This is a genomic window from Polynucleobacter paludilacus (genome assembly GCF_018687595.1).
Classification (GTDB): domain Bacteria; phylum Pseudomonadota; class Gammaproteobacteria; order Burkholderiales; family Burkholderiaceae; genus Polynucleobacter; species Polynucleobacter paludilacus.
Map to the genome: position 1 here is coordinate 933,542 of NZ_CP061298.1, position 13,855 is coordinate 947,396.

Annotated in this window: 13 protein-coding genes and 2 tRNA genes; 1 reads left to right on the forward strand and 14 read right to left on the reverse strand. The window is 47.4% G+C overall.

Features of this window, described 5'->3' with window-relative positions; translation table 11 throughout:
- Nucleotides 1-10: 10 nt before the first annotated feature.
- Together odhB and AOC06_RS04975 are read right to left on the reverse strand one after the other, a co-directional pair.
- Complete coding sequence (gene odhB / locus AOC06_RS04970) at nucleotides 11-1,216, reverse strand: 2-oxoglutarate dehydrogenase complex dihydrolipoyllysine-residue succinyltransferase (protein WP_215379115.1); 1,206 nt, start codon at nucleotides 1,214-1,216, stop codon at nucleotides 11-13.
- A gap of 40 nt (nucleotides 1,217-1,256) precedes the next feature.
- Entirely contained in the window at nucleotides 1,257-4,112 is a 2,856-nt protein-coding gene (locus AOC06_RS04975; RefSeq protein WP_215379118.1) for a 2-oxoglutarate dehydrogenase E1 component, read from the reverse strand.
- Between the two features lie 269 nt (nucleotides 4,113-4,381).
- Here AOC06_RS04975 and AOC06_RS04980 point away from each other — a divergent pair, with 269 nt between their 5' ends.
- Complete coding sequence (locus AOC06_RS04980) at nucleotides 4,382-5,098, forward strand: helix-turn-helix domain-containing protein (protein WP_215379121.1); 717 nt, start codon at nucleotides 4,382-4,384, stop codon at nucleotides 5,096-5,098.
- 91 nt (nucleotides 5,099-5,189) lie between these two features.
- On the opposite strand, the gene AOC06_RS04985 is transcribed toward AOC06_RS04980, so the two are convergent.
- From AOC06_RS04985 to AOC06_RS05040, 12 genes are all read right to left on the reverse strand, one after another.
- Nucleotides 5,190-5,477, reverse strand: a complete 288-nt coding sequence (locus AOC06_RS04985) for an H-NS histone family protein (protein ID WP_215379124.1) — start codon at nucleotides 5,475-5,477, stop codon at nucleotides 5,190-5,192.
- 174 nt (nucleotides 5,478-5,651) lie between these two features.
- Nucleotides 5,652-6,074, reverse strand: a complete 423-nt coding sequence (locus AOC06_RS04990) for a PaaI family thioesterase (protein WP_215379127.1) — start codon at nucleotides 6,072-6,074, stop codon at nucleotides 5,652-5,654.
- A gap of 29 nt (nucleotides 6,075-6,103) precedes the next feature.
- Nucleotides 6,104-6,179, reverse strand: a tRNA-Pro gene (locus AOC06_RS04995).
- Between the two features lie 45 nt (nucleotides 6,180-6,224).
- On the reverse strand, nucleotides 6,225-6,584 hold the full coding sequence (locus AOC06_RS05000) for a MerR family transcriptional regulator (protein WP_215379129.1): 360 nt from the start codon (nucleotides 6,582-6,584) through the stop codon (nucleotides 6,225-6,227).
- Entirely contained in the window at nucleotides 6,562-6,933 is a 372-nt protein-coding gene (locus AOC06_RS05005) for an integration host factor subunit alpha (RefSeq protein WP_255880087.1), read from the reverse strand. Before AOC06_RS05005 ends, AOC06_RS05000 begins: the two co-directional genes overlap by 23 nt.
- A gap of 7 nt (nucleotides 6,934-6,940) precedes the next feature.
- Complete coding sequence (gene pheT, locus AOC06_RS05010; RefSeq protein ID WP_215379132.1) at nucleotides 6,941-9,397, reverse strand: phenylalanine--tRNA ligase subunit beta; 2,457 nt, start codon at nucleotides 9,395-9,397, stop codon at nucleotides 6,941-6,943.
- A gap of 14 nt (nucleotides 9,398-9,411) precedes the next feature.
- Nucleotides 9,412-10,458, reverse strand: coding sequence for a phenylalanine--tRNA ligase subunit alpha (gene pheS / locus AOC06_RS05015; RefSeq protein ID WP_215379135.1), 1,047 nt, complete (start codon nucleotides 10,456-10,458; stop codon nucleotides 9,412-9,414).
- 26 nt (nucleotides 10,459-10,484) lie between these two features.
- On the reverse strand, nucleotides 10,485-10,850 hold the full coding sequence (rplT, locus tag AOC06_RS05020) for a 50S ribosomal protein L20 (protein ID WP_112204177.1): 366 nt from the start codon (nucleotides 10,848-10,850) through the stop codon (nucleotides 10,485-10,487).
- A gap of 25 nt (nucleotides 10,851-10,875) precedes the next feature.
- Nucleotides 10,876-11,073: a 50S ribosomal protein L35 gene (gene rpmI, locus AOC06_RS05025; protein WP_215335710.1), complete on the reverse strand. Its 198-nt coding sequence runs from the start codon at nucleotides 11,071-11,073 to the stop codon at nucleotides 10,876-10,878.
- A gap of 103 nt (nucleotides 11,074-11,176) precedes the next feature.
- Entirely contained in the window at nucleotides 11,177-11,701 is a 525-nt protein-coding gene (gene infC, locus AOC06_RS05030; protein ID WP_215381832.1) for a translation initiation factor IF-3, read from the reverse strand.
- A 41-nt stretch (nucleotides 11,702-11,742) separates the two neighbouring features.
- Nucleotides 11,743-13,665: a threonine--tRNA ligase gene (gene thrS / locus AOC06_RS05035; protein WP_215379138.1), complete on the reverse strand. Its 1,923-nt coding sequence runs from the start codon at nucleotides 13,663-13,665 to the stop codon at nucleotides 11,743-11,745.
- A gap of 95 nt (nucleotides 13,666-13,760) precedes the next feature.
- Nucleotides 13,761-13,837 (reverse strand) — tRNA-Val (locus AOC06_RS05040).
- Between the last annotated feature and the right edge of the window lie 18 nt (nucleotides 13,838-13,855).

The window sequence follows — 13,855 nt, forward strand, 5'->3', positions numbered from 1 at the left end:
GAGTGCTCGCTTACAGATCAAGTAAAAGACGTGAAGGATCTTCTAAAGCTTCCTTCATGGCGACCAAGCCAAGTACTGCCTCGCGACCGTCAATAATGCGATGGTCATAAGAAAGCGCCAAGTAGTTAATTGGACGAATCACAATTTGGCCATCCTCAACAACAGCACGATCTTTCGTGGCATGAATCCCCAAAATCGCGGATTGAGGAGGATTAATGATTGGCGTTGAAAGCATTGAACCAAACACACCCCCATTGGAGATCGAGAAAGTACCACCAGTAAGCTCTTCGATCGTCAATTTACCTTCGCGTGCCTTAGCACCAAACTCGGCGATCTTCTTCTCAATATCAGCCAGATTCATTTGATCGACATCACGCAAAATCGGCACTACCAAACCTCTTGGCGAGCTCACTGCGATACCAATATCAAAGTAACCGTGATACACAATATCGTTGCCATCTACTGAAGCGTTCAATAAGGGGAACTTCTTCAAAGCATGTGTAGCGGCCTTCACAAAAAAGGACATGAAGCCCAATTTCACACCATGGGTCTTTTCAAAGATGTCCTTGTATTTATTGCGCATGGCAATCACTGGCGCCATATTGACTTCATTGAAAGTCGTCAAAATCGCGTTGTTTGCTTGGGACTCGAGTAAGCGCTCTGCAATACGGGCGCGCAAACGGGTCATGGGAACACGCTCTTCAGGACGATCACCCAAAGGAATCGAAACTGTTGGCAAAGGGGCTACGCTAGATTTAGCGCCACCAGATACAGCATTAAGAACATCACCCTTAGTAATGCGGCCATCACGACCAGAGCCTGCCACTTGGGCTGCGCTCACGTTGTTTTCAGCCATTAACTTGGCTGCAGAAGGTGCTGCCACAGGAGCAGTAGATGCAGGGGCGCTTGATGCGGCAGGCTTCGCAGCTGGCGCAGCCGCTTTTGCTGCCGCAGCTGGAGCTGCACTTGCAACTGCAGTGCTATCAATCTTGCCGATCAATTGCTCGGCAACGACTGTGCCGCCATCGCCAACCAAAACTTCCGTCAGCACTCCAGCAGACGGAGCGGGAACTTCCAGAACGACCTTATCAGTTTCAATTTCGATCAAGATTTCGTCTTGTGCAACCGCTTCGCCGACTTTCTTTTTCCACTGCAATAAGGTTGCTTCAGCAACGGACTCAGAGAGTTGGGGGACTTTCACTTCAAATATGGCCATGATGATTCCTAAAAAATATGGGTTGAGATTGTGTGGACGATTACTTCGTGATCACATAACCTTTAAGTTTGGCAAATGCAGCGTTGATTAATGACTTCTGTTGTTCTTGATGGAGATGTGCATAACCCACCGCAGGCGAAGCAGAGGCAGGACGTCCGGCATAAGCCAACTTCATACCCTCAGTCATATTCTCCAAAATATTGTGCTGAACAAAGAACCAGGCACCTTGGTTTTGAGGTTCATCTTGACACCACACCACTTCGGCAAGATTGGGATACTTCTTCAATTCTGCAGTCAGTGCTTTATGTGGGAATGGATAAAGTTGCTCCAAACGAATAATCGCCACATCACCAATCTTCTTCTCGGTGCGCTCTTTTGCCAAGTCATAGTAGACCTTGCCAGAACACATTAAAAGACGAGTGACCTTCTGGGAATCAATGCCCTCATCACGTTCAGAAAGAATCGTGTGGAACTTCCCTTTAGTAAATTCAATGAGTGGAGAAGAGGCTTCTTTATTCCGCAAGAGCGACTTAGGCGTCATCAGAATCAGAGGCTTGCGGAACTGACGAATCATTTGACGACGCAAAACATGGAAAATCTGCGCTGCAGTCGTAGGCTGAATCACCTGCATATTGGTATCGGCACACAATTGCATAAAACGTTCGAGACGTGCAGATGAGTGCTCTGGGCCTTGACCTTCATAACCATGGGGCAACATCATGACCAAACCATTGGCACGACCCCACTTCACCTCACCAGAAGCGATAAATTGATCGATCACTACTTGAGCACCATTGGCAAAGTCGCCGAACTGCGCTTCCCAGATGGTTAGCGTATTGGGTTCTGCAGAAGCAAAGCCGTATTCAAAACCTAGTACAGCCTCTTCAGACAGAATCGAGTCAATCACGATAAAGGGAGCTTGATCCTTAGTGACATGCTGCAGAGGAACATAAGTTCCGGTGTCCCACTTCTCGCGGTTTTGGTTATGCAAAACGGCATGACGATGCGTAAAGGTACCGCGACCACTATCCTCACCCGATAACCGAACTGGGTAGCCACTAGCCACTAATGAGGCAAAGGCCATGTGTTCGCCCATACCCCAATCGACATTCACCTCACCTCGACCCATGGCAGCACGGTCATTCAGGACCTTCTCCACCAAGGGATGCACTTTGAAATCATTTGGCATGGCAGAAATCTTCTCCGCCAAACGCTTCCACTCAGCCAGCGGAATGGCAGTATCAGCTTCGTCAGTCCATTTCTTATTTAAAAATGGTGACCAGTCCACTGCATATTTACCAACAAAATTACTCAAGACTGGATCCGAGGTTTGCTTACCCTCATCCATCGCAGCACGATACTCTTTAACCATGAGGTCGCCGGTACCTGACGTAAGAACACCCTGAGCTTCTAATTTGTCTGCGTACAACTTGCGGGTGCCAGGATGGGCGCTAATAATTTTGTACATCAAAGGCTGAGTCATCGCCGGCGAATCTTGCTCGTTATGACCAAGTTTGCGGAAGCAAACAATGTCAATTGCTACATCTTTATGGAACTGAGTGCGGAAGTCTAAAGCCAACTTGGTCGCTAGTACTACTGCTTCAGGATCATCGCCATTGACGTGCAATACCGGGGCATCGATCACTTTCATGATGTCGGTGCAATAGAGGCTTGAGCGCAAATCACGCGGATCAGAAGTGGTAAAGCCAATTTGGTTATTAATCACAATATGCACTGTGCCGCCAGTGGAATAACCACGCACTTCAGACATTGCGAGAGTCTCTTGCACCACGCCCTGACCTGCTACCGCAGCGTCGCCATGAACTAATACAGGCAACACTTGCTTGCCTAGCATGTCACCACGACGCTCCATCCGTGCCCGTGCAGAACCCTCAACCACAGGATTAACGATTTCTAAATGGGAAGGGTTGAATGCCAAAGACAGGTGGACGGGACCACTTGGTGTGGAGATGTCGCTTGAGAAACCTTGGTGGTACTTCACATCGCCAGCAGGTAGATTTTCTGGGCCAGTGTGCTCAAACTCAGCAAACAAATCTTTTGGCATCTTGCCCAGCACGTTCACCAAGACATTCAAGCGGCCACGATGCGCCATACCAATCACAATCTCTTGCACGCCCTCTGCACCAGACTGACGAATCAATTGATCCATGCAAGGGATGAAGCTGTCTCCACCTTCTAGTGAAAAGCGTTTCTGCCCCACATATTTAGCCGAGAGATAACGCTCGAGGCCTTCAGCAGCAGTTAAGCGGTCTAAGATTTGACGCTTCTCATCCACATTAAATTGGGGGGCCGAACGAATGGATTCCAGCTGCTCTTGCCACCACTTCTTGATCTTTTGATCAGCGATGAACATGAACTCGACACCGATGGTGCCGCAGTAGGTTTCACGCAAAGCCTGCAATAAATTACGCAAAGTCATTTCGGACTTGCCGAAGAAAGTATTGCTGGTATTGAAGACGATATCCATATCGCCATCGGTAAAGCCATAAAACGCTGGGTCCAATTCAGGAATATCTGGACGCTCAGAGCGTTTTAAAGGATCGAGGTCTGCCCAACGATTGCCCACATTGCGATAGGCGGCAATGAGCTGTTGAACGGCGACACGCTTGCGACCCATCTCGGAGTCTGCTGAATCGGAAACGGTTCTAATCGGGCCTTGCTTGGCGCGCTCAGCAAAGGAAGCCACGATGGGAGCATGAGCAATATCCTTCATGGATGAGCCATCTACCGCTGGCACTTGCTTCACGCTGTCGAAATAATTTCGCCAATGATCCTCAACTGAACCGGGATCTAGCAAATAGGATTCATAAAGTTCTTCTACATAGGGGGCATTTCCCCCGAAGAGATACGAGTTATCTCTTTGGTCCTGCATCATGATGCTCACCTTTCATCGGGTTTCCCGAATAAAAACTGTGGTTATAACCATCCGCTTTCTGGCTTCACCAGTCCACGAATTGATCTATGCAAATACGTTCACTACTGCGTTAATTTAACACGGATGACCCGCAGATTACTAAGGCTTTTCCCTATTTCTGGCTCATGAATCAGAACTTTCCTACTCAGTATTCAGGAATGGATGACAGATTCAAATGAAATTGATTTTTATTCTTTAAATCTCCAATTCACACCTTAAATGAAGGAAATATGAAAGAAATTACGCCAGGAATGGAATACCTCAGCACCCGTCAGAGCGCAAAAGTCCTCCAAGTATCACTAGGAACGGTCCAAAAAATGGTGGAATTAGGCGAATTAATTGCCTGGAAGACGCGCGGAGGTCATCGTCGCATTCTGGCCAGCTCCTTAGAACAGCAATTACAACGACGAAAACGGGCAATGCGACAAAAATCCACTCAAAAGTGCATTGCTATGGGGATTTTTAGGCGAACCGAGAACAGCTTGGAGCTTTTAGAGGCACTCCAGACCTGGCAACTCAAAGTTGAAATGGAGATTGCGATCGACAGCTTAGAGGGACTGATGAAATCCGTCTCGCTAGCACCCGATCTCATCTTCCTAGATGCGCTGATACCGCCGGTTGAACAAGTTCACTTAATTCACTATTTAAGTAAAAGCAAAGATACCCAACATACCCCGATTTTGGTCGATGAGGGATTTATCAAACTTCACCCTGGGGTTGTGAGCTTGGCAGAAGAAAATACCGGTGTTAGGGCAGCATTGCACCCTAAAGATACTCAAGATATCCAAAAAGAACTGGAGAGAGGGCTGATTGAGCAAAATCCCTTAATCATCCCCTATCCAGCGACAAATGGGGATCTGGATAGTACTTTCACTAATAAATCGAGACTAGAAAGCCTAGAAACGGCATTTATTGAAGCCTTAGCGAGAAAATGTCTTAGTTCTTAATTGGCTTTAATAAGCAAAAAGCCATCACCCCCAAGGTTGATGGCTTTTAAAATATTGCTCTAGAAATAAATAGTGCAATAAATTCAGTGACTTAGATCAAAAAGCTAGAGCGATCTCTACCTTCGATCCACTTGGGGGCTTTGCCTCTGCCTGTCCAGGTTTCACCGTTAGCAGGGTTACGATACTTTGGGGCCACCTTGCCACCACTGCGGGCACCAGAACCTGCTTTACGACTGAATAGATCCGCTGCGCTTAACTGATATTGATCAATAATCGCTTTTGCCTTGGCAATGCCATCTGCTTTTTCATGGGCAATCGCCTCTTTAATCTGTTTATCTAATTGCTCGCGTTGAGCTAATAACTCTTTGTATGATGACATATTTTTGGCTTTATAAATAATGAATGAAAACCATATTATAAGCTAATTATATGGATAATCAATTATTGACTATTTAATGATTAAAACTGTATAAATTATGTGGTTTTATATTAGTAATATTTATTATTAATATTATAGATATTAATAAGTCAATCTAGGCCTTTAATCTCAAACCTACTTAGCCCTAAGCATAAAACTACCACTGCTTTTTGCTGTGATTTCTCCAGCAGCATTGATCACAACTGCCTCGCAATACTGAATGGATTTTCCAGATTTGAGCACGGTACCCTCAATCATTAACTTACCTCGGCTGGGACGCAAGAAGCTGGTGGTCATATCCACTGTGGTGGCGCCAAGAGGATGATTAAAGGTACTCCTGGCGGCGGCAGACATAGCGAAATCCAAAATAGCCATGATCACCCCACCCTGCGCGACCTGAAAACTGTTGAGATGCTCAGGCTTGAGATCTAAGCTAATCAGCGCCTTACCCTCTTTCGCATATTCTGGGACCACTCCTAAGTGGGCTAGAAATGGTATCTCTAAGCCAAAGTAATCAACGGAAGGTATGGAGACTGGTGAGGAATGTGTGGAGTTCATGTCTATTGGTAAGGATCGGTCTTAAATGATGGTCGGGGCGAGAGATTTGAACCTCCGACCACTTGCACCCCATGCAAGTACGCTACCAGGCTGCGCTACGCCCCGACGAAAGACAAAATTGTATCAGCTCGGAAATGTCTTAAATGAAGCTTATTTAGCCAGAATCTGCAAAACGACCTGCAACTCTTCGCGAAGTTGTAGCTCACCGCGCGCTTCCTCAAGACGATTCCGGGCGCCACTAATCGTAAAACCTTCTTCGTACAAAAGTGCCCGAATTCTGCGAATCAAAACGACTTCATGGTGCTGGTAATAGCGCCGATTACCGCGGCGCTTCTGTGGGCTTAATTGAGTGAACTCTTGCTCCCAGTAGCGCAATACATGCGAGCGAACGCCACAAAGGTCTGCAACTTCACCAATGGTGAAATATCGCTTAGCAGGAATCGGGGGCAGCTGTGCGCTGGTTAGCGTTGCGCCGCTGGCGCTGGCATCAAACTCTGTTTTCTCGAGCATGTGACTCCACTACATCCTTGAGCTTTTGACTAGCGTGGAAGGTAACTACGCGGCGAGCCGCAATCGGAATCATTTGACCGGTCTTTGGGTTGCGCCCTGGACGTGCAGACTTATTGCGAAGTTGAAAGTTACCAAAACCAGAAATTTTGACCTCCACACCCGTTTCGAGTGACTGACCAATGCGATCAAAAAAAGCATCAATCATATCTTTCGCTTCGCGCTTATTGAGACCTACCTGATCAAACAAGGCTTCAGAGAGCTCATTCTTCGTAACGGTGTCATTGCTATTTACGCTGTTCATTGCAAGAATCTTTCGCAATACTTTTATTAAATTTTCAGAATTAGTAATACTATACCTAGCGCAAGCGCGCGGCACATTTTTTTTCTAAGGCGACTAGTAAACCGCTCATTGCAGCCTCAATTTGTACATCCTGTAATGTGTCCTCAGGATTGAGTAATGTAACGCGGAATGCCAAACTCTTTTCGTCTTCTGCCATTGATGCCGATCCTGCCTTGGGTCGGAACTCATCAAACAATTGAATCGATCGAACAAACTGTTGCTTGCTAGCTTGCATTGCATCCAGCAGCGCCTGGGCTGCAATATTTTGCTTCACCACCACAGCCAAGTCACGTTGGACTGCAGGAAATTTACTGAGCTCTTCAGGCTGCGGAAGACCAATATTACGTAAGGGCTCTAAGTCCAACTCGAATAATACTGGGGCCTGTGGCAACTCATAAGCCTGTTGTAAGCCAGGATGTAATTCGCCGATCCAACCCAGAATGACTGGACCCTCAGCAGCGTGCAACATGACTTGCGCAGAACGTCCGGGGTGCAATGCAGGATGCTGAGCAGCTCCTGTAAGCAGGTGCAAGGGATCAAAAACCCGCTCTAGATCGCCCTTCACGTCGAAGAAATCCACTAAGCGATTTGCATTGGCCCACTGTTCAGGAACAAAACTGCCATAGGCTAGACCGCCAATGCGTTGTGGCTGATCAAATCCAGCCACTTCGCCAGACTGCTCAGTGAAGCTGGCATTCCGCTTAAACACCCTACCCGTTTCAAACAGGCGAACTCGGGTTGCGCCGCGGTTGAGATTGGCTTTGAGATTATTTAGTAAGCCGCCCCATAAATTGCTGCGCATCACACCATACTGGCTTGCGATGGGATTAAGCACTTTAATGAGAGCGGCATCGCTTGCACCTGCTAAGCGTTTTTCGCTATCAGCATCAATGAAACCAAAATTCACTGTCTCTTGATAGCCCTGAAGAGCAAAGCGCTGCCGTAATAAATGCACTGCCCGCTTTGCTTCAGGCTTAGCGCTCATTTTGAGGCTGGCTACTGGTGGATGGTCTGGGATATTTTCAAAACCATACATGCGCGCTACTTCTTCGATTAAGTCTTCTTCGATCTCAATATCAAAGCGATAGCTCGGTGGTGTCACAACATAGACATCGCCAGCCTCGAGCTTGTAATCAAAATTCAAACTCTTAAATACATCACTCACAATTTGAGTTGTTAAGGGGATGCCGATGACCTTGGCAGCTCTCTCAAGACGCATCTTGACGGGCTTGCGCTCTGGAGTGGCTAAGACTTGATCATCAATTGGCCCAGCTTGTCCGCCGCACACTTCAATAATCAAGTTAGATAGATATTCGAGGCAATCAACGGTAGCTTGTGGATCCACTCCACGCTCAAAACGGTGGGCAGCGTCGGTACTAAAGTTGAAGCGACGTGCACGACCCTGAATGGCGTTAGGCTGCCAGTAGGCTGCTTCTACAAAAATATTGATGGTGTCATCAGTCACGGCGCAATGATTGCCACCCATGATCCCAGCCAACGCAAGCGGGCCATTTTGATCGGCAACAATACCAATAGGCAGCGCTTTGGAGTTATTGACGTCAGTCAGTTGAACTGTCTGACCATTGAGGAGTGCTAACTGTTCGCCCGTTTTGGCCCAGCGCACGATGATGTCCCCAGTAACTTTATCTAAATCAAATACATGGGTGGGCTGACCCATTTCGAGCATGACATAGTTAGAGAGATCTACCAAGGCAGAGATACTTCTTTGTCCTGCTCGGGCTAGGCGCTGCACAATCCAATCGGGCGTTTTGGCTTTTGCATTGACACCTTGAATAATACGACCAGCAAAGCGGCCACAAAGTTCTGTGTTCTCAACGATGACTTTGCGTTGGTCTTTAATGGAAACCGGTACGGCTTTCCACTCAGGCTTTTTGAGTGCCGCTCCGGTAATTGCAGAAACTTCTCTTGCCATGCCTATTAAGGACAAGCAATCTGCTTTATTGGGCGTGAGTTTGATGATAAAAATCTGGTCGTCTAAATCCAGGTACTGTCGAATATCTTTACCCACTGGAGCATCAGACGGGAGCTCCAAAATACCCTCATGATCCTCGCCTAGGCCAAGCTCTCTTCCAGAACACAACATGCCCTGGCTTTCTACGCCACGTAACTTACCCACCTTAATCTGAAAAGGCTTTCCCCCGGCTTCGGCAGGAGGTAATTGCGCTCCAACTAAGGCGCAAGGAATTTTGATTCCGGCTCTTGCATTGGGTGCACCACACACAATTTGTAATTCTTGGCCAGTACCGGCATTCACTTTGCAGACTCTTAAACGATCGGCATCCGGATGTTGTTCAGCAGACAGAATTTCAGCAACAACGATCTGTGTAAATGAAGGCGCTACCGAGTGCTGCTCTTCAACCTCCAAACCCGCCATCGTCATGGCATGGCCAAGGGCTGCGCTATCAAGCTCAGGATTAACGTACTGTCTTAGCCAGGATTCAGAAAATTGCATGCTATGTCCTGATATTAAGCGGGGAACTGTTCCAGAAAACGCAAATCGTTTTCAAAGAAAAGACGTAAGTCATCAATGCCATAGCGCAACATCGTCAGACGCTCTAAACCGGAGCCAAAAGCAAAGCCGGTATAGCGTTCAGGGTCAATACCCATATTGCGCAGCACATTCGGATGCACTTGTCCTGCGCCTGAGATCTCCAACCAGCGTCCGGCGAGCTTGCCGCTACCAAAGGCCATATCGATCTCTGCGGAAGGCTCGGTGAAAGGAAAATAGGAGGGGCGGAAACGCACTTGCAATGCATTGGTTTCAAAAAAGGTTCTCAAGAAATCGGTATAGACACCTTTAAGATCTGCAAAAGAAACGCTTTCGGCAATCCATAAGCCTTCTACCTGATGAAACATTGGCGAATGGGTTGCATCACTATCAACGCGATACGTTCTGCCGGGAGCGATTACCTTAATCGGAGGCATCACATCAGCATTAGCATATTTTTTGACATGCTCACTTGCATAGCGAACTTGAATTGGACTGGTATGGGTGCGCAATAACAAGGGCTTACCTTGCTCATCTTGCCCATCAATATAAAAGGTATCTTGCATGGAACGTGCAGGATGATTTTCAGGGCTATTGAGAGCAGTGAAATTAAACCAATCGGTTTCAATTTCAGGACCATCAGCGACATCAAATCCAATCGAGCGGAAGATCTCTTCCACTCTTTCCCAAGTTCGCATCACAGGGTGCAAACTACCAACAGCTTGACCGCGACCGGGCAAGGAAACATCAATTGACTCGGCAGCTAAGCGTTGTTGCAAAACGCCATCAGCTAATGCTTGGCGTCGCGCCTGCAGGGCTTCCTCTACTTGAGTCTTGACTTGATTAATTTGGGCGCCAGCACTCTTGCGCTCTTCAGGCGACATTCCACCAAGCGCTTTGAGACGCTCAGTGAGAACACCTGATTTACCGAGATACCTGGCTTTCGCGTCCTCTAGAGCTGCCGCATCGGCAGCTCCGAGGAAATCACGTTTGGCATCCTCGACAATGTGGTCGAGAGAAACCATTTCGGCTGAATTCTTTTAGTAAAGAATTAAGCAGCAGCGCTGACTACGGATTTAATCCGAGTAACTAAAGCAGCAAAAGCCGCTTTGTCAGCAATGGCCATATCGGAAAGCACTTTACGATCGAGATCGATAGACGCTTTCTTCATACCATTCATGAATACGCTGTAGTTCATACCATGCTCACGCACAGCTGCATTGATACGGGCGATCCACAAAGCGCGGAATACCCGTTTCTTATTGCGACGGTCACGATATGCATATTGACCAGCACGCATAACCGCTTGCTTAGCAATACGGAATACGTTTTTACGACGACCACGATAGCCTGTTGCGGCATCAGTGATTTTTTTATGACGGGCTCTTGCAGTAACCCCACGTTTGACTCTTGGCATTGAATTCTCCTAATCTAGTCTGAGGTTAAGCGTAAGGAAGCATGGAGCGAATTGACTTAACGTCAGCTTTCGCAACTTCGGTGGAACCACGCAAATGACGCTTGCTCTTGGTGGTCTTCTTGGTCAGGATGTGGCGTTTGAAAGCCTGTCCTCGTTTAATCGATCCGCCTGCGCGAACCGTGAAGCGCTTTTTAGCGCTACTCTTGCTCTTCATCTTGGGCATAAAGCACCCCTTCATATTTTGCGCAACATAGGTGGTAACCGACGGTTACTCTTCCTGTACCCAGAAGCACATCACTACCTAAACCACAAGTTGCAATAACTTGTTACTTAGCCTTACGATTGGGAGCCAGCACCATTACCATCTGCCGACCCTCCATCTTTGGAAACTGTTCGACTTGACCAAACTCAGCAAGGTCTAACTTCAAACGCTCCAACATTCTGGCTCCGATTTCTTGATGGGCCATTTCACGACCCCGAAACCGCAGCGTAATCTTTGTCTTATCGCCATCTTCCAAAAAGCGGATTAGGTTACGTAGCTTCACACCATAGTCACCATCATCTGTGCCGGGACGGAATTTGACTTCCTTCACCTGAATCACTTTTTGCTTCAGCTTGGCTTCATGCTGACGCTTGGCTTCTTGGTACTTGAATTTGCCAAAGTCCATGATCCGGACTACTGGGGGTTCAGCTGTCGGAGCAATTTCCACCAAATCGGTTTCTTTCTCTTCTGCTAAAGCCAGGGCTTCACTCAACTTAACTACACCGATGGCTTCACCATCGATTCCAATCAAACGCACTTCAGGAGCAGTTATTTCCCGGTTAATGCGCTGCAATTTTTCAGTAGCGATCTTCTAATTCCTCTAAAAAAACAATAAAAACCGTCTCACCCCTAGCTAGGCTCGGGTCCGACTTTCTGGGATATATCCTGCTGGAGTCGGGCAACGAAGGCATCAAGAGGCATTACGCCTAAATCCACTCCGCCACGGGCACGAACGGCCACCGTATTACTTTCACGCTCTTTATCGCCAACAACAAGCAAAAATGGGAGCTTCTGTAATGCGTGCTCGCGTATTTTATACGTAATTTTCTCATTTCGCAAATCTGATTCAACTCTAAACCCTTGTTTTTTCAGAGATTGCTGGACTTCTTTGGCATAAGCGGCTGAATTTTCCGAGATATTGAGGACTACAGCTTGGGTCGGCGCAAGCCAAACTGGCATGTTTCCAGCATGGTTTTCGATCAAAATCCCGATAAAACGCTCTAAAGAGCCCACAATGGCGCGATGCAACATGACTGGCGTCTTTCGACTGTTGTCTTCTGCAACATATTCGGCCCCTAAACGGGCTGGCATTGAGAAATCTACCTGAATCGTGCCACATTGCCAGGTTCTGCCGATCGAGTCTTTGAGGTGATATTCAATCTTCGGGCCATAAAAAGCCCCTTCGCCCGGCAATTCTTCCCATTCTTGGCCTGATGCTTTCAAGGCACCGCGCAATGCTGCCTCAGCTTTGTCCCAAATCGCATCATCACCTACCCGTTTTACTGGACGCAATGCCAGCTTGACAGCAACCTCACTAAAACCAAAATCCTGATACACATGACGCACTGCTTTATCAAAAGCAGCTACTTCTGACTGAATCTGATCTTCGGTACAGAAAATATGACCATCATCTTGGGTAAACCCGCGCACGCGCATCAAGCCATGCAATGCGCCCGATGGCTCATTGCGATGACATTGTCCAAACTCGCCGTAACGTAATGGCAACTCGCGATAGCTATGTAAGCCAGCATTAAAGATTTGGACATGACCCGGACAGTTCATGGGCTTTAATGCATAAACCCGATTCTCTGACTCGGTGGTGAACATATTCTCTTTGTAGTTGTCCCAGTGGCCCGATTTTTCCCAGAGGCCACGGTCCAAAATTTGAGGTGCTTTGACTTCTTGATAACCTTCTTGCTGATATACGCGACGCATGTACTGTTCAACTTCTTGCCAAATTGACCAACCCTTGGGGTGCCAAAAGATCAGGCCCGGGGCCTCTTCTTGGAAATGGAATAAATCGAGCAACTTGCCTAAGCGACGATGATCACGCTTCTCAGCGTCTTCCAACATATGGAGATACTGGTCTTGGTCTTCTTTCTTGAGCCAAGCCGTACCGTAGATCCGCTGCAACATTTCATTCTTGCTATCACCACGCCAGTAAGCGCCGGCGAGCTTCATCAGCTTAAAGACTTTAAGCTTACCTGTCGATGGTACATGGGGACCACGGCATAAGTCAGTGAACTTCCCTTCGGTATAGAGCGAAACATCTTCACCCTGCGGAATACTACTAATAATTTCGGCTTTGTAATGCTCGCCCTGATCTTTAAAGAATTTCACTGCTTCATCACGAGGCAATACTTGACGAACAACCGGCTCATCTTTTTTAGCCAACTCCGCCATCTTTTTCTCTAGCGCAACAAGATCGTCTGGCGTAAATGGGCGGTGATAAGAGAAGTCATAGTAAAAACCGTTATCGACTACTGGGCCAATCGTGACCTGAGCTTCTGGAAACAGTTCTTTAACAGCGTAAGCCAATAAGTGAGCAGTCGAATGACGCACGATCTCGAGTGCTTCAGGACTTTTGTCCGTCACGATCGCTAATTGAGCATCTTGATCAATGAGATGACTTAAGTCAACCATCTTCCCATCAACGATTCCACCTAGCGCTGCCTTGGCGAGACCGCTTCCAATGCTCTGCGCGACATCAGCCACGCGCACTGCGTTCTCAAACTCGCGCTTCGATCCATCAGGAAGAGTAACTACAACCATAACAACTCCGTAACATGTGCTTTGCTACAAATGCTTACAGACCAAAAATAAAGCGCGGTCGCTTTTTGGCAACCGCGCTCTGGGTCTAAATTCGTTGGTAGGCTCGATTGGACTCGAACCAACGACCCCCACCATGTCAAGGTGGTGCTCTAACCAGCTGAGCTACGAGCCTAAATAAAACAAGAGTTTA

Coding starts and splice junctions, on each gene's coding strand:
- odhB (WP_215379115.1), bottom strand. CDS start 1,216: ATGGCCATATTTGAAGTGAAAGTCCCCCAACTCTCTGAGTCCGTTGCT.
- AOC06_RS04975 (WP_215379118.1), bottom strand. CDS start 4,112: ATGATGCAGGACCAAAGAGATAACTCGTATCTCTTCGGGGGAAATGCC.
- AOC06_RS04980 (WP_215379121.1), top strand. CDS start 4,382: ATGAAAGAAATTACGCCAGGAATGGAATACCTCAGCACCCGTCAGAGC.
- AOC06_RS04985 (WP_215379124.1), bottom strand. CDS start 5,477: ATGTCATCATACAAAGAGTTATTAGCTCAACGCGAGCAATTAGATAAA.
- AOC06_RS04990 (WP_215379127.1), bottom strand. CDS start 6,074: ATGAACTCCACACATTCCTCACCAGTCTCCATACCTTCCGTTGATTAC.
- AOC06_RS05000 (WP_215379129.1), bottom strand. CDS start 6,584: ATGCTCGAGAAAACAGAGTTTGATGCCAGCGCCAGCGGCGCAACGCTA.
- pheT (WP_215379132.1), bottom strand. CDS start 9,397: ATGCAATTTTCTGAATCCTGGCTAAGACAGTACGTTAATCCTGAGCTT.
- pheS (WP_215379135.1), bottom strand. CDS start 10,458: ATGGTTTCTCTCGACCACATTGTCGAGGATGCCAAACGTGATTTCCTC.
- rplT (WP_112204177.1), bottom strand. CDS start 10,850: ATGCCAAGAGTCAAACGTGGGGTTACTGCAAGAGCCCGTCATAAAAAA.
- rpmI (WP_215335710.1), bottom strand. CDS start 11,073: ATGCCCAAGATGAAGAGCAAGAGTAGCGCTAAAAAGCGCTTCACGGTT.
- thrS (WP_215379138.1), bottom strand. CDS start 13,665: ATGGTTGTAGTTACTCTTCCTGATGGATCGAAGCGCGAGTTTGAGAAC.